Origin of the sequence: Aquincola tertiaricarbonis, from assembly GCF_023573145.1 — a bacterium.
Classification (GTDB): Bacteria; Pseudomonadota; Gammaproteobacteria; order Burkholderiales; family Burkholderiaceae_C; genus Aquincola; species Aquincola tertiaricarbonis_B.
In genome coordinates this window covers 2,314,356-2,334,036 of the sequence record NZ_CP097636.1, presented here as the reverse complement: position 1 = coordinate 2,334,036, position 19,681 = coordinate 2,314,356, and the positions used below count along the sequence as shown (strand labels likewise).

The 19,681-nt window shown below is 69.1% G+C and carries 18 protein-coding genes and 1 other RNA gene; 13 read left to right on the top strand and 6 right to left on the bottom strand.

Annotation, left to right across the window (positions count from 1 at the left end):
- The first annotated feature begins 167 nt into the window (after positions 1 to 167).
- The 9 genes from folP (at position 168) to phoR (ending at position 9,097) form a co-directional block, all read left to right on the top strand.
- Complete coding sequence (gene folP / locus MW290_RS25105; protein WP_250197073.1) at positions 168 to 1,013, top strand: dihydropteroate synthase; 846 nt, start codon at positions 168 to 170, stop codon at positions 1,011 to 1,013.
- A 12-nt stretch (positions 1,014 to 1,025) separates the two neighbouring features.
- The gene (glmM, locus tag MW290_RS25100; RefSeq protein WP_250197072.1) at positions 1,026 to 2,357 is read left to right on the top strand and encodes a phosphoglucosamine mutase; all 1,332 of its coding nucleotides are present in this window, start codon (positions 1,026 to 1,028) and stop codon (positions 2,355 to 2,357) included.
- A 106-nt stretch (positions 2,358 to 2,463) separates the two neighbouring features.
- Positions 2,464 to 3,516, top strand: a complete 1,053-nt coding sequence (gene pstS, locus MW290_RS25095; RefSeq protein WP_259373481.1) for a phosphate ABC transporter substrate-binding protein PstS — start codon at positions 2,464 to 2,466, stop codon at positions 3,514 to 3,516.
- A gap of 131 nt (positions 3,517 to 3,647) precedes the next feature.
- Complete coding sequence (pstC, locus tag MW290_RS25090) at positions 3,648 to 4,625, top strand: phosphate ABC transporter permease PstC (RefSeq protein ID WP_250197071.1); 978 nt, start codon at positions 3,648 to 3,650, stop codon at positions 4,623 to 4,625.
- Entirely contained in the window at positions 4,622 to 5,485 is an 864-nt protein-coding gene (pstA, locus tag MW290_RS25085; protein ID WP_250197070.1) for a phosphate ABC transporter permease PstA, read from the top strand. Before pstC ends, pstA begins: the two co-directional genes overlap by 4 nt.
- A gap of 16 nt (positions 5,486 to 5,501) precedes the next feature.
- Complete coding sequence (gene pstB / locus MW290_RS25080) at positions 5,502 to 6,287, top strand: phosphate ABC transporter ATP-binding protein PstB (protein ID WP_250197069.1); 786 nt, start codon at positions 5,502 to 5,504, stop codon at positions 6,285 to 6,287.
- A gap of 11 nt (positions 6,288 to 6,298) precedes the next feature.
- Positions 6,299 to 7,006 carry a phosphate signaling complex protein PhoU gene (phoU, locus tag MW290_RS25075; protein ID WP_250197068.1) on the top strand — a complete coding sequence of 236 codons (708 nt, stop codon included), beginning with the start codon at positions 6,299 to 6,301 and terminating at the stop codon, positions 7,004 to 7,006.
- The gene (phoB, locus tag MW290_RS25070; protein ID WP_250197067.1) at positions 7,003 to 7,713 is read left to right on the top strand and encodes a phosphate regulon transcriptional regulator PhoB; all 711 of its coding nucleotides are present in this window, start codon (positions 7,003 to 7,005) and stop codon (positions 7,711 to 7,713) included. Before phoU ends, phoB begins: the two co-directional genes overlap by 4 nt.
- A gap of 28 nt (positions 7,714 to 7,741) precedes the next feature.
- Positions 7,742 to 9,097 carry a phosphate regulon sensor histidine kinase PhoR gene (gene phoR, locus MW290_RS25065; RefSeq protein WP_250197066.1) on the top strand — a complete coding sequence of 452 codons (1,356 nt, stop codon included), beginning with the start codon at positions 7,742 to 7,744 and terminating at the stop codon, positions 9,095 to 9,097.
- Between the two features lie 117 nt (positions 9,098 to 9,214).
- On the opposite strand, the gene MW290_RS25060 is transcribed toward phoR, so the two are convergent.
- The 4 genes from MW290_RS25060 to trxA all read right to left on the bottom strand — a co-directional run bounded on the left by MW290_RS25060 (position 9,215) and on the right by trxA (position 13,138).
- Positions 9,215 to 10,873: a glycosyltransferase family protein gene (locus MW290_RS25060; RefSeq protein ID WP_250197065.1), complete on the bottom strand. Its 1,659-nt coding sequence runs from the start codon at positions 10,871 to 10,873 to the stop codon at positions 9,215 to 9,217.
- A 73-nt stretch (positions 10,874 to 10,946) separates the two neighbouring features.
- Positions 10,947 to 11,207, bottom strand: coding sequence for a type B 50S ribosomal protein L31 (locus MW290_RS25055; RefSeq protein ID WP_250200107.1), 261 nt, complete (start codon positions 11,205 to 11,207; stop codon positions 10,947 to 10,949).
- A gap of 102 nt (positions 11,208 to 11,309) precedes the next feature.
- Positions 11,310 to 12,572, bottom strand: a complete 1,263-nt coding sequence (rho, locus tag MW290_RS25050) for a transcription termination factor Rho (protein ID WP_250197064.1) — start codon at positions 12,570 to 12,572, stop codon at positions 11,310 to 11,312.
- Between the two features lie 239 nt (positions 12,573 to 12,811).
- A complete protein-coding gene (gene trxA, locus MW290_RS25045) occupies positions 12,812 to 13,138 on the bottom strand; it encodes a thioredoxin TrxA (protein ID WP_250197063.1) in 327 nt (108 codons plus the stop codon).
- A gap of 253 nt (positions 13,139 to 13,391) precedes the next feature.
- On the opposite strand from trxA, the gene MW290_RS25040 reads away from it, so the two are divergent.
- A complete protein-coding gene (locus MW290_RS25040) occupies positions 13,392 to 15,218 on the top strand; it encodes an HDOD domain-containing protein (protein WP_250197062.1) in 1,827 nt (608 codons plus the stop codon).
- Between the two features lie 13 nt (positions 15,219 to 15,231).
- Here MW290_RS25040 and ffs read toward each other — a convergent pair.
- An RNA gene (gene ffs / locus MW290_RS25035) (signal recognition particle sRNA small type) lies at positions 15,232 to 15,328 on the bottom strand.
- 57 nt (positions 15,329 to 15,385) lie between these two features.
- Positions 15,386 to 16,525, bottom strand: a complete 1,140-nt coding sequence (locus MW290_RS25030; protein WP_250197061.1) for an AIR synthase-related protein — start codon at positions 16,523 to 16,525, stop codon at positions 15,386 to 15,388.
- 68 nt (positions 16,526 to 16,593) lie between these two features.
- Between MW290_RS25030 and dnaX the strand changes: the two genes are divergently transcribed.
- Genes dnaX through recR form a run of 3 tightly spaced genes read left to right on the top strand, consistent with a single transcriptional unit; the run spans position 16,594 to position 19,681 of the window.
- Positions 16,594 to 18,699, top strand: coding sequence for a DNA polymerase III subunit gamma/tau (dnaX, locus tag MW290_RS25025; protein ID WP_250197060.1), 2,106 nt, complete (start codon positions 16,594 to 16,596; stop codon positions 18,697 to 18,699).
- 36 nt (positions 18,700 to 18,735) lie between these two features.
- Positions 18,736 to 19,062: a YbaB/EbfC family nucleoid-associated protein gene (locus tag MW290_RS25020; RefSeq protein ID WP_046115674.1), complete on the top strand. Its 327-nt coding sequence runs from the start codon at positions 18,736 to 18,738 to the stop codon at positions 19,060 to 19,062.
- Between the two features lie 13 nt (positions 19,063 to 19,075).
- Positions 19,076 to 19,681: a recombination mediator RecR gene (gene recR, locus MW290_RS25015; protein WP_250197059.1), complete on the top strand. Its 606-nt coding sequence runs from the start codon at positions 19,076 to 19,078 to the stop codon at positions 19,679 to 19,681.

The window sequence follows — 19,681 nt, the reverse complement described above, 5'->3', positions numbered from 1 at the left end:
ATGCGCAACAACGGGTCGTCTTCGACCTGACACGACGGGGCTTCGGCCCCGTTTTTATTGATGGAGCCCCAAGCTCACTGTGCTCGCTACCCCCCGAGTGGGCCGCGCCCGCCCTTGGGGCGGCCCGGCGGGCGGGCTTCCACGACGCTTGCACCTCACCTTTCGGCATGATCTGGCAGACCGCCCGCTTCGCGATCGACCTGGGGCGGCCCCGGGTGATGGGCATCGTCAACGTGACGCCCGATTCGTTCTCGGACGGCGGCCGCGACGCAGACGCCGCCCGCGCCCACTGCGACACCCTGGTGGCCCAGGGCGCCGACATCCTGGACATCGGCGGCGAATCCACACGTCCGGGCTCGCCCCGGCCGACGCCCGACGAAGAACTGGCGCGGGTGCTGCCGGTGCTGCGCCATGCCGTCACGCTGGGGGTGCCGATCTCGGTCGACACCAGCCAGCCGAAGGTGATCGAGGCGGCCTTGGCACTGGGCGTGGACATCATCAACGACGTGCGGGCGCTGCGGGTGCCGGGTGCCGCTGAACGGGTGGCGGCGCATGCCGGCTGCGGTGTGTGCCTCATGCACATGCAGGGTGAGCCCGAGAACATGCAGCTGGCCCCGGCCTACGGCGACGTGGTGGCCGAGGTGGCGCAGTTCCTGGCCGGCTGCGCCGACGGCCTGCGCCAGCGCGGCGTGGCGGCCAGCCGCATCGTGCTGGACCCGGGCTACGGCTTCGGCAAGACCGTCGCGCACAACCTGCAGCTCATCCGCCAGCAGGAAGCGCTGCTGCCCTTGGGGTATCCGCTGCTGGTGGGACTGTCGCGCAAGTCGACACTGGGCACCGTCACCGGCCGGCCTGTCGGCGACCGCCTGATTCCCAGCGTTGCAGCAGCGCTGGCCGCGGCGGAACGCGGCGCCCGCGTGCTGAGGGTGCACGACGTGGCTGAAACCGTGGACGCGCTCAAGGTGTGGGCTGCCACCGGCCTGCCGCGCTGGGCCGAACCGACCAAGATCTGAGGAGAGAACAACATGGCAAGACGCTACTTCGGCACCGACGGCATCCGCGGCACCGTGGGCCGCGCGCCGATCACGCCCGACTTCATGCTGCGCCTGGGCCATGCCGTGGGCCGGGTGCTGCGCCGGCAGACGACGCGGCCGACCGTGATCATCGGCAAGGACACCCGGATTTCGGGCTACATGATCGAATCGGCGCTGGAAGCCGGTTTTGCTTCGGCCGGCGTGGACGTGCTGCTGTCCGGCCCGCTGCCCACGCCCGGCGTGGCCTACCTCACCCGCGCGCTGCGGCTGGACCTGGGCGTGGTGATCAGCGCTTCGCACAACCCGTTCAACGACAACGGCGTCAAGTTCTTCTCCGCCCGTGGCGAGAAGCTGGACGACGAGTGGGAGCTGGCGGTGGAGGCCGCGCTGGACGAGGCGCCGCAGTGGGTCGATTCCACCGGCCTGGGCAAGGCGCGCCGCATCGAGGATGCGCGAGGCCGTTACATCGAGTTCTGCAAGAGCACCTTCGGCAGCGAGTTGTCGCTCAAGGGCCTGAAGATCGTGGTGGACGGCGCGCACGGCGCGGCCTACCACGTGGCACCCGACGTGTTCCACGAGCTGGGTGCCGAGGTCAGCTCCATCGGCTGCGCGCCCAACGGCACCAACATCAACGACGGCGTGGGCGCCACCGCGCCGGCGGCGCTGGTCAAGGCGGTGCAGGAACGTGGTGCCGACTATGGCGTGGCCCTGGACGGCGACGCCGACCGCCTGCAGCTGGTGGATGCCAACGGCCGCCTCTACAACGGTGACGAGCTGCTGTACGTGATGGTGGCCGACCGGCTGGCGCAGGGCCAGCAGGTGGCCGGCGCCGTCGGCACCCTGATGACCAACATGGCGGTGGAGCTGGCCTTCCAGCGCCGCGGCGTGCCCTTCGTGCGGGCCAAGGTGGGCGACCGCTATGTGCTGGAGGAACTGGGCGCCCGCGGCTGGCAGCTGGGCGGCGAGGGCTCGGGCCACCTGCTGGCTCTGGACAAGCACACCACCGGCGACGGCATCGTCAGCGCGCTGCAGGTGCTGCAGGCGGTGCGCCGCAACCAGCAGTCGCTGGCTTCGCTGCTGCAGGGCGTGACGCTGTTCCCGCAGACGCTGATCAACGTGCGCCTGCCCGACGGCGCCGACTGGCGCAGCAACCAGACGCTGGCGGCCGAGCAGGAGAAGGTGCAGCGCGAGCTGGGCCAGACCGGCCGCCTGCTGATCCGCGCCTCGGGCACCGAGCCGGTGCTGCGGGTGATGGTGGAAGCCGCCGAGGCGGCGGTGTCGCGCGGCATGGCCGAGCGGCTGGCAGCTGCGGCTCTAGCCTGAGTCGGCTCCCCCAGCTCGCTGTGCTCTGTGACAGTGGCGTGTCATGTCACTGTCACACAGCCTTTCTACAGTCTCGCTCATGAGATCAACGCAGAAAGGCTTGTCCATGTTCACCCAGGCTCCCCGCTTCAAGCAAATCGCCGTCGTCGCCGCCACCGCGATGCTGGCTTTCACCGTGCACAGCGCGAAGGCCCAGGACGTGACGGGCGCAGGCGCCTCGTTCCCGGCCCCGGTGTACGCCAAGTGGGCTGACGCCTACAACAAGGCCACCGGCGTGCGCATCAACTACCAGTCGGTGGGTTCGGGCGCCGGCATCAAGCAGATCAAGGCCAAGACGGTCGACTTCGGCGCCTCCGACGCGCCGCTGAAGGACGAAGAGCTGGCCGCCGACGGTCTGCTGCAGTTCCCCACCGTGATCGGCGGCGTGGTGCCGGTGATCAACGTGGCCGGCATCAAGCCGGGCCAGGTCAAGCTGACCGGCGCCGTGCTGGGCGACATCTACCTGGGCAAGATCACCAAGTGGAACGACGCCGCCATCACCGCGCTGAACCCCGGCCTGACCCTGCCGGACGCCACCATCGCCGTGGTGCGCCGCGCCGACGGCTCGGGCACCAGCTTCATCTTCACCAACTACCTGTCCAAGGTGAACGCCGAGTGGAAGGCCAAGGTGGGTGAGGGCACGGCCGTCAACTGGGTCACCGGCGTGGGTGGCAAGGGCAACGAAGGCGTGTCTTCCTATGTGCAGCGCCTGCCGAACTCGATCGGCTACGTCGAGTACGCGTACGCCAAGCAGAACAAGATGTCGTACGTGCAGCTGAAGAACGCCGCCGGCAACTACGTGTCGCCCGACGACGAGAACTTCAAGGCTGCTGCTGCCGGTGCCGACTGGAGCAAGACCTTCTACCAGGTGCTGACCGAGCAGCCGGGCAAGGATTCGTGGCCCATCACCGGCGCCACCTTCATCCTGATGCACAAGAACCAGGACAAGCCGGCCCAGGGCACCGCCGCGCTGAAGTTCTTCGACTGGGCCTACGCCCAGGGCGACAAGACCGCCGCCGAGCTGGACTACGTGCCGCTGCCTGATTCGGTGAAGGCGCTGGTGCGCAAGCAGTGGGCCCAGATCAAGGGCGCCGACGGCAAGGCCGTGGCCGCCAACTGATCGCCGTCCAACTCGCCAGTCGCTAGGCCGAAGGCCCGGGCTTTGGACCCGGGCTTCGGCGCAGGCGCCAACCGAATGGAGGTCGCATGACCGCTACACTGCCAGCGAGCCACCCGCTGAAAGATGCCCCCATGGGCCGAGCCGATCCCTCTAGCGCGCCGCCCACGCCGCGGCGCTCGGCCCCTTGGGCCGATACCGTCTTCTCGTTCTTCGCACACGCGGCCGCCTGGCTGACGCTGGCGCTGCTGGCCGGCATCATCGGCTCGCTGGTCGTCGGCGCGGCGCCGGCCATCCGCGAATACGGACTGAGCTTCCTCTGGCGTTCCGACTGGGACCCGGTGCAGAACCAGTACGGCGGCCTGGTGATGATCTACGGCACGCTGATGACCTCGGCCATCGCGCTGATCATCGCGGTGCCGGTCAGCTTCGGCATCGCACTGTTCCTGACCGAGCTGTCGCCCGCGTGGCTGAAGCGCCCGCTGGGCATCGCGGTGGAACTGCTGGCGGCGGTGCCCTCCATCGTCTACGGCATGTGGGGCCTGCTGGTGTTCGGTCCCATCCTGGCCACCTACGTGCAGCAGCCGCTGCAGGCCGCCTTCGGCCAGGTGCCTTACCTGGGCGCACTGGTGTCGGGCCCGCCGGTGGGCATCGGCCTGCTGTCGGCCGGCATCATCCTGGCCATCATGATCATCCCGTTCATCGCCTCGGTGATGCGCGACGTGTTCGAGGTGACGCCGCCGATGCTCAAGGAGTCGGCCTACGGCCTCGGCTCCACCACCTGGGAGGTGGTCTACAAGGTGGTGCTGCCGTACACCAAGACCGGTGTGGTGGGCGGCATCATGCTCGGCCTGGGTCGGGCGCTGGGTGAAACCATGGCCGTCACTTTCGTGATCGGCAACATGAACCAGCTGAACTCGCCCTCGCTGTTCGAGGCGGCCAACAGCATCACCTCGGCGCTGGCCAACGAGTTCGCCGAAGCCGGCGAGGGCCTGCACCAGGCCTCGCTGATCTACCTGGGCCTGGTGCTGTTCTTCATCACCTTCGTGGTGCTGTCGTTCTCGAAGCTGCTGCTCGCCCGCCTGAAGAAGAGCGAAGGGACCCGCACATGACCGCCGCCATCGACCCCCGCCGCCTGGCCAAGCACCGCAGCCGCAAGCGCGTCAATGCGCTGGCGCTGGCCCTGGCGCTGGCCGCCATGGCCTTCGGTGTGTTCTGGCTGATCTGGATCCTGGTGGAAACCGTGCGCCTGGGCTTCAGCGGCCTGGCGCTGGCCACCTTCACCGAGATGACGCCGCCGCCCATGGCCGACACCGGCGGCCTGGCCAACGCCATCTACGGCTCGCTGATGATGGTGGTGCTGGCCACGCTGGTGGGCACGCCCATCGGCGTGATGGCTGGCATCTACCTGGCCGAGTACGGCGTCAAGACCCGCCTGGGTGCGGCCACCCGCTTCATCAACGACATCCTGCTGTCGGCCCCTTCCATCGTCGTGGGCCTGTTCATCTATGCGGTGGTGGTGGCCAAGATGAAGAGCTTCTCGGGTTACGCCGGCATCCTGGCGCTGGCGCTCATCGTGATTCCGGTGGTGATCCGCACCACCGAGAACATGCTGATGCTGGTGCCCAGCGCGCTGCGCGAGGCGGCCTACGCCCTGGGCACGCCCAAGTGGAAGGTCATCATGCTCATCACGCTGAAGGCGGCCCGCGCCGGCGTGGTCACCGGCGTGCTGCTGGCGGTAGCCCGCATCTCGGGCGAGACGGCGCCGCTGCTGTTCACCGCGCTGTCCAACCAGTTCTGGACGATGGACCTGGGCCAGCCGATGGCCAGCCTGCCGGTGACCATCTTCAAGTTCGCGATGAGCCCGTATGAGAACTGGCAGAAGCTGGCCTGGGCCGGCGTGTTCCTGATCACGATCGGTGTGCTGGCGCTGAACATCCTGGCGCGCACGCTGTTCCGCAACAAGCATTGAGAGAGCCGAGCTCACCATGGACACCAAAGTCAACCTGCCCGTGACCGAAAAGCCCAAGCTCTCGGTGCGCAACCTGAACTTCTACTACGGCAGCTTCCACGCGCTCAAGCACATCAACCTCGACATCCCCGAGAAGAAGGTCACCGCCTTCATCGGTCCGTCGGGTTGCGGCAAGAGCACGCTGCTGCGCACCTTCAACCGCATGTTCGAGCTCTACCCCGAGCAGCGGGCCGAAGGCGAGATCAACCTGGACGGCGAGAACATCCTCAACTCCAAGCTGGACGTGAGCCTGATTCGCGCCAAGGTCGGCATGGTCTTCCAGAAGCCCACGCCGTTCCCGATGTCGATCTACGACAACATCGCCTTCGGTGTGCGGCTGTTCGAGAACCTGCCGCGCGTGGAGATGGACGAGCGCGTGGAATGGGCGCTGAAGAAGGCGGCGCTGTGGAACGAGGTCAAGGACAAGCTGGGCCAGAGCGGCTCGGGCCTGTCGGGCGGCCAGCAGCAGCGCCTGTGCATCGCACGCGGCATCGCGATCAAGCCCGAGGTGCTGCTGCTCGATGAACCCTGCTCGGCGCTGGATCCGATCTCCACCGGCAAGATCGAGGAGCTGATCCACGAGCTCAAGAGCGACTACACGGTGGCCATCGTCACCCACAACATGCAGCAGGCGGCCCGCTGCTCCGACTACACCGCCTACATGTATTTGGGCGACCTCATCGAATTCGGACCCACTTCGGAGCTGTTCATGAAGCCGAAGAAGAAGGACACCGAGGACTACATCACCGGCCGCTTCGGCTGATCGGAGACACCATGGCGGACAAGCATCTCTCCACGCAATTCGACGCCGAGCTGAGCGGCATCTCCAACCGGGTGCTCGAGATGGGCGGCCTGGTGGAGGCGCAGGTGGCCCAGGCCATCTACGCGCTGAGCAACTTCAGCAGCGAGACGGCCAACCAGGTGCTGCAGCAGGAAAACCGCGTCAATCAGATGGAAGTCGAGATTGACAGCGACCTGTCCGGCATCATCGCGCGCCGCCAGCCCACGGCGCGCGACCTGCGGCTGCTGATCGCGGTTAGCAAGACCATCGCCAACCTCGAGCGCGTGGGCGACGAGGCGGCCCGCATCGCCCGCACGGTGCAGCGCCTGGTCAACACCGGCGTGTCGAGCCGGCTGCGCGTGCCCGTGGCCGACCTGGCCTTCGAGGCCGACCTGGCCGTGTCGCTGCTGCGCAAGGCGCTCGACGCCTTCGCCCGCCTGGACACCGCGCGCGCACTGGAAGTGCTCAAGCAGGATGACCAGATCGACCAGGAGTTCGACGGCCTGCTGCGCAAGCTCATCACCTACATGATGGAAGATCCGCGCACGATCTCTTCCAGCATCGACCTGGTGTTCGTGGCCAAGGCCATCGAGCGCGTGGGCGACCACGCGAAGAACCTGGCCGAGGCCATCATCTACGTGGTCAAGGGCACTGACGTGCGCCACCACTCCGTTGAAGCCGTCGAGGATGCAGTCCGATGAGTCTTGTACTGGTGGTCGAAGACGAGCCGGCGATTGCCGAGCTCATATCCCTCAACCTGCGCCATGCCGGGTATGACGTGGTGATCGCCGCCGATGCCGAGCAGGCCCAGCAGGCCGTCAACGGCGTGCTGCCCGACCTGGTGCTGCTGGACTGGATGCTGCCGGGCCAGTCGGGCCTGTCGCTGGCCAAGCGTTGGCGCGGCGAAGCCCGCACCAAGGGCCTGCCGGTGATCATGCTGACCGCCCGCTCGGAAGAGTCGGACATGGTCTCGGGCCTGGACGCAGGGGCGGACGACTACCTCACCAAGCCTTTCTCCACCAAGGAGCTGCTGGCCCGCATCCGTGCGGTGCTGCGCCGCAAGGCGCCCGATGCGCTGGACGTGGCGGTGGACGTGGGCGGCCTGGTGCTCGACCCGTCGACCCACCGGGTGACGCGGGTGATCGATGGCGTCTCGCGCGAGATCAAGATCGGCCCTACCGAATTCCGGCTGCTCCACTTCTTCATGACCCACCCCGAGCGCGTGCACAGCCGCGGCCAGCTGCTCGACCGCGTGTGGGGCGACCATGTGTTCATCGAGGAACGCACGGTGGACGTGCACGTCAAGCGCCTGCGCGAGGCGCTGGCGCCCGTGGGCTGCGCGCCGATGATCGAGACCGTGCGCGGTGCCGGCTACCGGCTGACCCAGCAGGCCAGCGTGTCCGCGTGAGCCTGCGACTGCAGCGGCTGGGCGGCCGATGAGCTGGTGGTTGCTGCGCACGCTGGCGGCAGGCCTGGCGGCGCTGGCGGGGGCCTTGGTGGGTGAGGTCGTCGGCTGGATGATGGCGCTGCCCAAGATCGGCATGATCGCCGGTGCGGTGCTGGGCAGTGCGCTGGTGATGCTGCTGGACAGCCTGCGCGGCCGCCGGCTGATGCGCTGGCTGCGCAGCGCCCAGGAAGGCCCGGCCCCGCGCGACCGCGGCTTCTGGGGCGAGATGGGCTACCGCATGGAGCGGGCGTTGCGGCTGCGCGAGCGCATCGTCGACCAGGAGCGAGGCCGGCTCGACCAGTTCCTCTCGGGCATCGAAGCCTCGCCCAACGGCGTGCTGATGCTGGACGCCAACGACCAGATCGACTGGTGCAATTCGATGGCGGCCGACCACTTCGGCCTCGATCCGGTGCGCGACCGGCGCCAGCGCGTCACCAACCTGATCCGCTCGCCCGCCTTCGTGCACCACCTGCAAAGCGGCCGCTTCGATGAGCCCGTGGTGCTGACCAGCCCCCAGGGTCGGGCGACGCTGTCGGTGGCCGTGCGGCCCTATGGCGACGGCATGAAGCTGGTGCTGTCGCAGGACATCACCGAGCATGAGCGCAACGATGGCATGCGGCGCGACTTCGTGGCCAACGTCTCGCACGAGATCCGCACGCCGTTGACGGTGCTGTCCGGCTTCGTCGAGACCATGGCGTCGCTGCCGCTGAGCGAGCCCGAGCGTCAGCGCGTGCTGACGCTGATGCGCCAGCAGACCGACCGCATGCAGACCCTGGTCGGCGACTTGTTGACGCTGGCCCAGCTGGAAGGCAGCCCGCGCCCGGCGCCCGACCGCTGGACCGCGCTGGACCCGCTGCTGCAGCGGCTGGAGGCCGATGCGGGCTCGCTGTCCGCCGGCCGCCATGTGATCCGCTTCCAGGTGGAGCCGGGCTTCGAGGTGGCGGGCAACCCGAGCGAGCTGGCCAGTGCCATCACCAACCTGGTGACCAATGCGGTGCGCTACACGCCCGAGGGCGGGCGCATCGACGTCAGCTGGCGGCTGCGCCCCGATGCCACGGGCGAGGTGGAAGTGCGCGACACCGGCATCGGCATCGCGCGCGAGCACATCCCACGCCTCACCGAACGCTTCTACCGCGTGGACGGCAGCCGCTCGCGCGACACCGGTGGCACCGGCCTGGGCCTGTCCATCGTCAAGCACGTGGTGCAGCGCCATGGCGGCGAGCTGGTGGTGGAAAGCGAGCCCGGCAAGGGCTCGTGCTTCCGCCTGCTGCTGCCGGCACCGCGGGTGCGGCGCGCCCGCCAGGGCGCGGCCGACCACAAGTCGAGCCTGACTTCAGAGGTGTGAGGTGAGCCCCCAAGCTCGCTGCCCCCAGGCCCTTGCCGAAGGGCCCTCCGGACCCTTGGGGCGCAGGTTCCTTGGGGCGGCCCGGCGGAACCTGTTGTCTCAGCATTCTCCGCCGGATCAGCGGCGGTAAACCGCGCTGACCTCGTCGCGGTCTGTCGGCCGGTTTTCGCGGGCCACGTAGGTCCAGCCTGCGGGCGCCGGCTGCGGCTTGCCGCGCTGTTCACCCACCAGCAACCACTGGCAGCTGCTGGCGTCCATGCTGGTGCCGGGGCGTTCGGCCTGCACCCGCCAGCGGCCGAAGTACTCCAGCGACGCGATGGCTGACATCGGCACGCCGCGCGTGATCACGCAGGCCTGCGGCGGCACATGGCGTGCGATCCGTTCGGTCCAGGGCCGGTAGCTGCGGGCGTAGTCCAGCAGCGGCAACCACAGCGTCATCAGCAGCAGCCAGCACAGCGCCACGCCGCCGGCGGGCAGCACCAGGCTTTTCCACAGCGCATGCTGGTGGCGCCCGGTGCGCCAGCGCACCAGGGCCACCCAGGCCAGCGTGCCCAGCACCGCCAGCAGCAGTGCCAGCGGCGAGAAGCGGGCCGCGAAGCCCGGTGCCAGCTTGGCCACGTTGGCCGCGGTGCTGGCCGGAAAGCCGACCTGGAAGGCCGCATACACCACCCAGGCACCGATGGCGCAAGCGCTGAAGAAGAACACCGAGAACCAGTCCACCGCCGCGCTGGTGCCACGCTGCAAGGTGGGCAGCGCAAAGGCGGCCAGCACCGCAAAGCCGGGCAGTCCCAGCATCAGCGCGCGGTCGGAGCCACCCATCGCCACGCAGGCCACCACCGAAAGGCCGGCGGCGCTCAGCGGCACCGAGATGTGTCGGTGCTGCAGGTGATGGCGCCAACGCCACAGCGTCCACAGTGCCAGCAGCCAGGCCGGCCACAGGAACCACACCAGCAAGCGCACGATGCGCGGCAGCTCGGCCAGCACCTTGTCGTCGATGCGCCAGGCCCAGCTGTGCACGGTGGCACCCACCAGCGCGGCGCCCAGCGCGGCCGCAGCCACCCACGGAGTGAAGCGGCGCACCGCCTCGAAGCTGGAGCGTGCGCACAGCGCGGTGGCCAGCGCCCCCAGGCCGATGGCCATGGCCGGTGCGCCGCTGGCCGCCATCAGCGGCAGCGCGGCCAGGATGGCCAGGCGCGGCCGCAGACCGCGGAAGGGCGCGGCGGCCAGTGCCCACACCGCCAGGGCAACGCTGGCCAGCTGCGCCAGCTCGGGCGTGGTTTCATGACCCAGCTGCAGTGCGCCCAGCGTGGCCATCAGCGCCAGCATCGCGCCGTCGGCCAGGGCACGGGCGTAGTCGACCGGCGCGGCCTCGCCACCGAAGGCGAAGGCCACCGGCTGCGCCGCTTCGGTGCGGGCCAGCTGGAAGGTGGCGTACCAGGTGAGCGCCAGCGTCACCGCCAGCAGCATCGCATAGGGGATGCGGGCCGCCATCGGCGCGTCGACCCAGGGCGTCAGTGCCCAGATGAAGGCGGCGCCCAGCCAGTGGGGCAGCAGGGCGGTGTCCACCGCCAGGCCACCCAGCGTGGGTGACAGCCAGGAGGTGCGGCCTTCGGCCATCGCCGCCATCACGCCGAAGGCGGTCACGTCGGCGTTTTTCCAGGGGTCGCGGCCGAACAGGCCGGGCAGCAGGTAGGCGGCGCAGAACAGCCAGAGCGCCCAGCGCGGCAGCGGCTGGGCGGCGCGCTGGGTGACCAGGGCAGGGGTGGGTATGTTCATGCGGGCAGGTTGAAAACGCAGCGGCCAAGAAAAAGGGCAGCCAAGGCTGCCCTGTTGCCGTTGCAGGCGTGCATCACTTCTTGATGCCGACCTTCGCGAACTTGTTGCGGAACTTCTCGACCCGGCCGCCCAGGTTGTCGATGCTCTTTTGAGTGCCCGTGTAGAAGGGGTGCGACTCGCTGCTGGTTTCCAGCTTGTACAGCGGCAGCTCGCGACCGTCTTCCATCGTCACGGTTTCGCGCGTCTGGGCGCAGGAACGCGTGACGAACTTGAACCCGTTCGACAGGTCCACGAAACAGACCTCGCGGTACGCGGGATGGATGCCTTCTTTCATACGTGCCTCGTTCATCAGACCGCTCGCCACCTGGTAGCCACGCCTGCCCCATGCATGCGCACTTTCCCACGAGCGGAAAACCCGGAAGTATAGCGCGTGGCGTCAGCCGCCGCGCCGCATCATGTCGAAGAAGTCCAGGTTGTTCTTCGTCGACTTCATCTTGTCGAGGATGAACTCCATCGCCTCGATCTCGTCCATCGGATAGAGCAGCTTGCGCAGGATCCAGCTCTTTTGCAGGATCTCGGGCTTGAGCAGCAGCTCTTCGCGCCGCGTGCCGCTCTTGTTGATCAGGATGGACGGGTACACGCGCTTTTCGGCCATGCGGCGATCCAGGTGGATCTCGCAGTTGCCGGTGCCCTTGAATTCCTCGTAGATGACTTCGTCCATCTTCGAGCCGGTGTCGATCAGCGCGGTGCCGATGATGGTCAGCGAGCCGCCTTCCTCGACGTTGCGGGCCGCGCCGAAGAAGCGCTTGGGCCGCTGCAGCGCATTGGCGTCCACGCCACCGGTCAGCACCTTGCCCGACGAGGGCAGCACGTTGTTGTACGCGCGGGCCAGGCGGGTGATCGAGTCCAGCAGGATCACCACGTCCTTCTTCAGCTCGACCAGGCGCTTGGCGCGCTCGATCACCATCTCGGCCACCTGCACGTGGCGCTGGGCCGGCTCGTCGAAGGTGGAGCTGATGACCTCGCCGCGCACGGTGCGCAGCATCTCGGTCACTTCCTCGGGGCGCTCGTCGACCAGCAGGACGATCAGGTGCACCTCGGGGTGGTTGGCCACCAGCGCATGCGCCAGGTGCTGCATCATCATCGTCTTGCCGGTCTTGGGCTGGGCGACGAGCAGGGCACGCTGGCCTTTGCCGATGGGCGCGATGAGGTCGATGATGCGGCCGGTGATGTTCTCTTCGGCCTTGATCTCACGCTCGAGCTTGAACTGCTCCTTGGGGAACAAGGGCGTCAAGTTCTCGAACATGATCTTGTGCTTGTTCTCCTCGGGCGTCAGGCCGTTCACGCGGTCGACCTTGACCAGCGCGAAGTAGCGTTCGCCGTCCTTGGGCACGCGCACTTCACCTTCGATCATGTCGCCGGTGTGGAGATTGAAGCGCCGGATCTGGCTCGGGCTCAGGTAGATGTCGTCGGTGGACGCCATGTAGCTGGTGTCCGGCGAGCGCAGGAAGCCGAAGCCGTCAGGCAGCACTTCGAGCACGCCGTCGCCGAAGACCTGTTCACCGGCCTTGGCGCGCTTTTTCATGATCGCGAACATCAGCTCCTGCTTGCGCAGGCGGCTGACGTTGTCGATCTCCAGCGCCTCGCCCATCTTGATGAGCTCGGAAACGTGCTGGGCCTTCAGTTCGGAAAGATGCATGGAGGCGGACCTTGGGAGGGTGCGCTGCTGCCAAGCAAGCGCACCGAACGATCGGCTCGGGCTGTGCCAGCGCCGCGTGGCGAATTCGCTGGATCAGCAAACTCGCGTGCGGGCTATCAAATACACGCTGGTGGGAGGAGCCGACTCCACGCGGTGGATGCCGGAGCGGCATCGGGCGTGGTGGCAATCTGGGAGCTGGCGGGGGGCTGAACCCTCGAACGCCAGCTGCACAAACCAGATTATAGATTACTGTCGAGGAAGGCCGTCAATTGGGTCTTGGCCAGGGCGCCGACCTTGGTGGCAACCACCTGGCCGTTCTTGAACAGCATCAGCGTCGGGATGCCGCGGATGCCGAACTTCGCGGGCACGTCGCGGTTCTCGTCCACGTTGAGCTTCACGATCCGCAGCTTGTCGCCGTAGGTCTTCGATGCTTCATCCAGGATGGGCGCGATCATCTTGCAGGGGCCGCACCATTCGGCCCAGTAATCGACCAACACCGGGACGTCGGATTGCAGAACGTCGTCTTCAAACGACGCGTCGGAGATGTGCTTGATGAGTTCGCTCATGTCGTTTCCTGATTGGCCGCAAAGGCTTGATCGATTCTGACACAAGCCCTTCACCGGCCCGGTGCATCCGGGCTATGGCCGTCATAGCGGAAATGCCCTGTGTCGCGATACCCATCTGGCGGGCATTCGCCGGTTTGTTCGGGAGTTTTGCGCACGGCAACGGCGGTCCAATCGGGCTGTCCACCTACGCCGTCCTATGAACGCCGCGCCATCGCCATCCGCCAAACCCGTCCGCACCTTTGGCCGTTTCGAGTTGCGCCACCTCCTGGGCCGCAGTGCCTACACCATGGCCTGGACGGTCTTCGACCCCGGCAGCCAGGAAGAACGCGTGCTGGTGCTGCCGCGCTCGCAGCCGGCCGATGCGGCGGGGTTGGAGCGCTGGCTGCAGGCGGCGCGCAAGGCTTCGCGGCTCAACCATCCCGGCCTGGCGCCCGCGCTGGAGATCGATGCCCACGAGCGCTGGCCGTATGCGGCCTATGCGCGCAGCGGCGTCACGCTGGCCGAGCGGCTGACGCGGGAGGGCGTGCCTGCGGTGGATGTGGCCCGCTGGATGACGCAGGCGCTGGAAGGCCTGGCCTTTGCGCATGAGGCCGGCATTGCCCACCGCGACCTGCAATTGCACCTGCTGTGCCTGTCGGAGACCGACCAGCTGCAGGTGATGGGCCTGGAAGTGGCGATTCCCGAGCGCATTGCCGCGGCCACGCCCGGCGGTGGCCTGGGCCTGCAGGCGCAGGGCCATGCGGCCAGCCGCGACGTGCTCTCCATGGGCCTGGTCATGCACCAGCTGCTGGCGGCCGAGCCGGCGCTGGGCGAGGCCGACATCGGCCGCTGCATCGAACGCATGCCGCCTGCCGGCCGCGATTTCGTGCGCCTGCCCTGGGCCATTCCCCGGCCGGTGCCCGAGGCCTTGCGCGCCATCGTCAACCGCGCCACCGACCGCCAGGAGCGCCAGCGCTACCAGAGTGCCCGCACGCTGGCCCGCGCGCTGCAGGGCTGGCTGGACAACGCCGCCCAGGGCGGCGACGCCCATGACTTGCTGCTGGAGCGGGTGCGCCAGATCGGCGCGCTGCCGGCGATGAAGGGCGGCGCGGTGCGCGCGGCGCGCCTGGCCTCCCTGGAAACCGGCCACACCAGCGAACTGGCCGAGCTGGCGCTGAAGGACCTGGCGCTGGCCTTCGAGCTGCTGCGTCAGGTGAACACGGCCCAGGTGCGGGGCGCCCAGGTGGCCGGCAACGGGCCGGTGCTGACGGTGCGGCGCGCCATCGCGATGATCGGCCTGGACGGCCTGCGGCGGGCCGCCACCGGCCTGCGGCCCTGGCCCGGGCCCCTGAACGACAGCGCGGCGGCCGAACTGGCGCAGTGCATTCTGCGGGTCAAGCGTGCCGCCCAGCTGGCGCAGCAGCTGCGCCCGGCCGGCTACGACGCCGAGGTGGTGTACCTGGTGACGCTGATGCAGAACCTGGGCCGCCTGCTGGTGCACTACCACTTCCCGGATGAGGCGCAGCAGATCCACCGCCTGATGCAGCCCGCGCCCGGCCGCGACGGCGGGCCCGACGAGCCCGGCATGCCCGAGGACGTGGCGGCCTTTGCGGTGCTGGGCGTGGACATCGAATCGATGGGCGCGGCCGTGGCCCGCTACTGGGGCATGGACGACGCGGTGCTGCACATGATCCGCCGCGTGCCGGTGCAGACGCCGGTGCGCCACGGCGACAGCGACGACGACATCCTGCGCACCGTGGCCAGCGCCGCCAACGAGGCGGTGGATGCGATGGCCCTGCCGGCGCGCCAGCTGGCGCCCGCGCTGGACCGTGTGGCCCAGCGCTATGCCCGGGTGCTGCACCTGCAGCCGCGCGAGCTGCACGAGGCGGCCCAGGCGGCCATGCGCGGCCAGGGCGACCCGATGGACGGTGGTGGCGTGGAAGGGCTGGACGATGCGCCGGCAGACACGGCGGCCCAGGCGGACGATGCGCGCACGACGCAGGGAGAAGACGGTGGTGCGGCGCTGGAGGCTGCCGCCGCAGGCGGCTTCATGGCCGCCCAGCCACCCCAGGCGCCGGAGCGTCCGGCGCAGCCCGCCTGACGGAGGCGGGAAGGGTGACGAGCCTGATCTCGGCACTGGTCACAACGGTTGGGGCTGCTTCGTTCCCGACCTGACCCGGTTGGCCGCGCTTCCATGCGAGGAGGCCCGTCACCGACCATTCTAGGGCACAGCGGCGAACACCCACTTCGGGGCGCGGCCGCGGTGCTTCAACGCAGCTGCAGGTCGTCGTTGCCGAAGCGGATGTTCAGCGGCTCGATCAGCAGCTGCTTCGGGCCGGCTTCCACCTGCCCGGCCACCACGGCGGGCACGCCTTGCGCCTGCGCGATCTGCACCACGCGCTCGGCATCGGCCGCGTCGACGAAGATGGCGAAGCCCGCGCCCATGTTCAGCGTGCTGTAGGCCTCGCGGTCGTCCTGCTTGGCGTGCTGCTGGATGAACTTCAGCACCGGCGTCACCTCGGGCACGGTGTGGATGCGGTAGGTGAGCTTGGCCGGGTGGCGCAGCAGCTTGCGCCAGCCGTGGCCGGTGATGTTGGCGCAGTAGTGCGGCACCACGCCGGCCTTGTACAAGGCTTCGGTCACCGGCGAATACAGCGTGGTGGGCGCCAGCAGTGCTTCGCCGTAGCTCAGGCCCGGCTGCACCTCGGTCAGGTAGCCCTGCGGCAGGCGCTCCACCAGCTTGCGCGCCAGGCTCAGGCCGTTGGCGTGGATGCCGCTGGAAGCCAGCAGCACGATGGCGTCGCCGGCCTGCAGGCGGTCGCCCACCGACAGCCGTTCCTTCGGGTTGATGAGGCCGGTGCACGAGGCGGCGAGGTCGATGCGGCCGGCTTCCACGATGCCGGCCAGCGCCGGCGTCTCGCCGCCGCCCCAGGCCACGCCGCAGGTGTCGCAGGCCTGCTTCCAGCCCGCCACCAGCGCCTGCGCGCGCTGTGCATCGCCGAACCAGTCGCTGCCCCCTGCGGCCCAGTAGGCCTGCACCACCAGCGGCGTGGCACCCACGGTGATGAGGTCGTTGACCGCCATCGCGATGGTGTCCTGCGCGATGCCGGCGTAGTAGCTCTTGCCGGTGAGTTGCTGCATCTCGTCGGCCACCAGGGCCTTGCTGCCCAGGCATTCCACGATGCTGGCCAGGTAGAACGGACCGACGTCCACCACGTAGGCCGATTCGCCGCGCGAAGCGGTCACCTCGGTGAAGCCGTGCGCGGCAAGGTGGCCGGCGGTGGCCGCAGCGGCGCGCTGCGCGCTGACCTTCAGCGGATCGATCAGGTCGTAGTTGACGCCGGCCTGCTCATAGGTGAGGGCGGCATCGGCGGGCGCGGCATCGGCGCGGGGTTCGGTCGAATTCATGGGGCGGGATTATCGGGGAGTGGCGCACCCGGCCGGGGGCTGTCGCGGCCGGTTCGTAGAATGCCCCGATGAGTTACGTCGTGCTCGCGCGCAAGTACCGCCCCCGAAGCTTCGAGCAGATGGTGGGGCAGGAGCACGTCGTCCGTGCCCTGACCAACGCCCTCGACCAGCAACGGCTCCACCACGCCTACCTGTTCACCGGCACCCGCGGGATCGGCAAGACCACGGTCTCGCGCATCCTGGCCAAGAGCCTGAACTGCATCGGCCCCGACGGCAGCGGTGGCATCACCGCCCATCCCTGCGGCGTGTGCAGCGCCTGCACCGAGATCGATGCCGACCGCTACGTGGACTACATCGAGATGGACGCGGCCAGCAACCGCGGCATCGACGAGATCCGCGACCTGCTGGAGCGGGCCGCCTACAAGCCCAGCGTCGGCCGCTTCAAGGTCTTCATGATCGACGAGGCGCACCAGCTGACCAAGGAGTCGTTCAACGCCTTGCTGAAGACGCTGGAGGAGCCGCCCGACTACCTGAAGTTCGTGCTGGCCACCACCGACCCCGAGAAGATGCTGCCCACGGTGCTCAGCCGTTGCCTGCAGTTCAACCTGCGGCCGATGGCACCCGAGGTGGTGTACGAGCATCTGCAGCATGTGCTGCAGGCCGAGGCCGTGGATCATGACGAGGCGTCGGTGCGCCTGCTGTCACGTGCGGCCCGCGGCTCGATGCGTGATGCGCTGTCGCTGACCGACCAGGCCATCGCCTATGGCGCCGGCCGCATCGAAGCCGAAGGCGTGCGCCAGATGCTGGGCGCGGTGGACCGCAGCCATGCGGCCGGCTTCGTCGAGGCCCTGGCCCGGCGCGACGGCCCGGCGCTGCTGGCCGGCGTGAAGGCATTGCGCGACCGCGGCCTCTCGCCCGCCGGCACGCTGGAAGAGATGACCGTGCTGCTGCAGCAGATGGCGGTGGAACAGGCGGTGCCCGGCTCGCTGGACGACACCGACCCCGACACACCCGCCACGCGTGAGCTGGCCGGCCTGCTGCCGCCCGACGAGACGCAGCTGCTGTACAGTCTGGCGCTGCATGGCCGCACCGAGCTGCAGCTGGCGCCCGATGAATACGCGGCGCTGACGATGGTGCTGCTGCGGCTGTTCGCGTTCCCGCCGGCCGGGCCGGGGGGCGGGCAAGCGCGGGCTGGGGGCGGCGCCAGAACGGCCGCTGCGGCACATGCCGCGACGCCCGCTTCCGCAGCGCCGAATGCGCCGGTGCCGGCGCCTGCCGCGCCAACCTCGACAGCGCCGGCCCCTGCCGCGCTGAGGGCTCCCGCCCCGCAAGCCGTGGCCCGCGCCGAGGTGCCTGCGAAACGGCCTGCAGCCGCCGTGGCAGCGACCGACGCCACGCGCGTCTCGGAGCCGTCAGCGACGCCCTACGCCGCCACAGGCGCCGCACCCGCGGCCCGGCAGGCTGCGGCCCCCGCACCCCAGGCTGCCCCACCCCAGCGCCCCGCGATGCGCGCCCCGGCGCCGCTGCCGACACGCCCGGCGCCCGCTGCGGCCGCCACGCCCGAGCGCCAGGGCGCCAGCCGCTCCAGCATGCCCGAGCCGCCCGCCTGGCTGGACGAGGCGCCGCCCGACCTGGAGCGTGAATCGCCCTCGGCCTCTGCGGACTTCGACGCGGCCGATGCCGACGTGATGGCGCTGCCCGCGGTGGCACGTGCCGCTGCGCCGGCAGCCCCGCCCGCCCGTCCCGTGGCGGCCCCGCTGGTGCTGAACAAGACCGCGCTGGGCGAGCGCTGGGCCACCGTGGTGGCCGGCCTCAACCAGAAGCAGGCGGTGGTGGCCATGGTGCGCGAGCTGGCCATGCAGGCCGAACTCATCGCCATCGACGAGAGCGCCGACAAGCCGGTGTGGACGCTGCGCGTCGAGCGCGAATCGTTGCGCACGCCCACGCTGGTGAACAAGCTGCAGGCGGTGCTGGCCGACGTGGCCGGCCTGGCGGTGCAACTCCTGACCGAAGCCGGGGTCCCACAGGATTCACCGTCGCTGCGCGACCGCGCCGAGCGCGAGCGCCGCCAGCGCGAGGCCGAGCAGATCATCCTGAACGACCCGGTGGTGCTGGGCCTGATGTCGCGCTTTCCCACCGCGCGCGTCGTGCCCGGCTCCATCAAGCCGCAATAACCACACCTTCCACCGAATCCACGGAGCGAATCCACCATGATGAAGAACCAACTGGCCGGCCTGATGAAGCAGGCGCAGGCGATGCAGGACAACCTGAAGAAGGTGCAGGACGAACTGGCCACCATCGAGGTGGAGGGCCAGTCGGGCGCCGGCCTGGTGAAGGTGGTGATGACCTGCAAGCACGACGTCAAGCGCGTGACCATCGACCCCAGCCTGCTGGCCGACGACAAGGACATGCTGGAAGACCTGGTGGCCGCCGCCTTCAACGACGGCGTGCGCCGCGCCGAGGCGCTGAGCCAGGAAAAGATGGCCAAGGTGACCGCCGGCATGCCGCTGCCCCCCGGCATGAAGATGCCGTTCTGAGTCGGCCACCGAGTTGGCCACTTCCCAGCTCAACAGCCTGATCGAGGCCTTGCGCCGGCTGCCCGGCGTGGGCGTCAAGTCGGCGCAGCGCATGGCCTTCCATCTGCTGCAGCACGACCGCACCGGCGGCGTGGCGCTGGCCGATGCATTGGCCGCGGCGATGGAGAACGTGCGCCACTGCGAGCGCTGCAACACCTTCTCCGACACGCCGCTGTGCGACGTGTGCAGCGACGGCAGCCGCGATGCGCGGCAGCTGTGCGTGGTGGAAAGCCCGGCCGACCAGGCCGCGCTGGAGCGCTCCGGCGGCTACCGGGGCTACTACTTCGTGCTGATGGGCCGGCTGAGCCCGCTCGATGGCGTGAGCACCCGCGAGCTGGGTGTGCAGGCGCTGATGGCGCGCGCCCGCGACGGGCGGGTGCAGGAAGTGATCCTGGCGCTGAGCTTCACCGCCGAAGGTGAGGTCACCGCCCATGTGCTGCAGCAGGCGCTGGGGGCCATCCGCGGCCCCGACGAGCAGCCGCTGCAGGTGACCCGCCTGGCCCGCGGCGTGCCGGCCGGCAGCGAACTGGAGTACGTCGACCTGTCGACCATCGCGCACGCGCTGGTCGACAGACGCTGA

Excerpts from the sequence above, each read along its gene's own strand:
- MW290_RS25020 (WP_046115674.1), top strand. The coding sequence starts at position 18,736 with ATGATGAAGAACCAACTGGCCGGCCTGATGAAGCAGGCGCAGGCGATG.
- phoU (WP_250197068.1), top strand. The coding sequence starts at position 6,299 with ATGGCGGACAAGCATCTCTCCACGCAATTCGACGCCGAGCTGAGCGGC.
- phoB (WP_250197067.1), top strand. The coding sequence starts at position 7,003 with ATGAGTCTTGTACTGGTGGTCGAAGACGAGCCGGCGATTGCCGAGCTC.
- pstA (WP_250197070.1), top strand. The coding sequence starts at position 4,622 with ATGACCGCCGCCATCGACCCCCGCCGCCTGGCCAAGCACCGCAGCCGC.
- MW290_RS25055 (WP_250200107.1), bottom strand. The coding sequence starts at position 11,207 with ATGAAAGAAGGCATCCATCCCGCGTACCGCGAGGTCTGTTTCGTGGAC.
- dnaX (WP_250197060.1), top strand. The coding sequence starts at position 16,594 with ATGAGTTACGTCGTGCTCGCGCGCAAGTACCGCCCCCGAAGCTTCGAG.
- MW290_RS25060 (WP_250197065.1), bottom strand. The coding sequence starts at position 10,873 with ATGAACATACCCACCCCTGCCCTGGTCACCCAGCGCGCCGCCCAGCCG.
- folP (WP_250197073.1), top strand. The coding sequence starts at position 168 with ATGATCTGGCAGACCGCCCGCTTCGCGATCGACCTGGGGCGGCCCCGG.
- pstB (WP_250197069.1), top strand. The coding sequence starts at position 5,502 with ATGGACACCAAAGTCAACCTGCCCGTGACCGAAAAGCCCAAGCTCTCG.
- glmM (WP_250197072.1), top strand. The coding sequence starts at position 1,026 with ATGGCAAGACGCTACTTCGGCACCGACGGCATCCGCGGCACCGTGGGC.
- pstS (WP_259373481.1), top strand. The coding sequence starts at position 2,464 with ATGTTCACCCAGGCTCCCCGCTTCAAGCAAATCGCCGTCGTCGCCGCC.
- rho (WP_250197064.1), bottom strand. The coding sequence starts at position 12,572 with ATGCATCTTTCCGAACTGAAGGCCCAGCACGTTTCCGAGCTCATCAAG.
- pstC (WP_250197071.1), top strand. The coding sequence starts at position 3,648 with ATGGGCCGAGCCGATCCCTCTAGCGCGCCGCCCACGCCGCGGCGCTCG.
- phoR (WP_250197066.1), top strand. The coding sequence starts at position 7,742 with ATGAGCTGGTGGTTGCTGCGCACGCTGGCGGCAGGCCTGGCGGCGCTG.
- trxA (WP_250197063.1), bottom strand. The coding sequence starts at position 13,138 with ATGAGCGAACTCATCAAGCACATCTCCGACGCGTCGTTTGAAGACGAC.
- MW290_RS25030 (WP_250197061.1), bottom strand. The coding sequence starts at position 16,525 with ATGAATTCGACCGAACCCCGCGCCGATGCCGCGCCCGCCGATGCCGCC.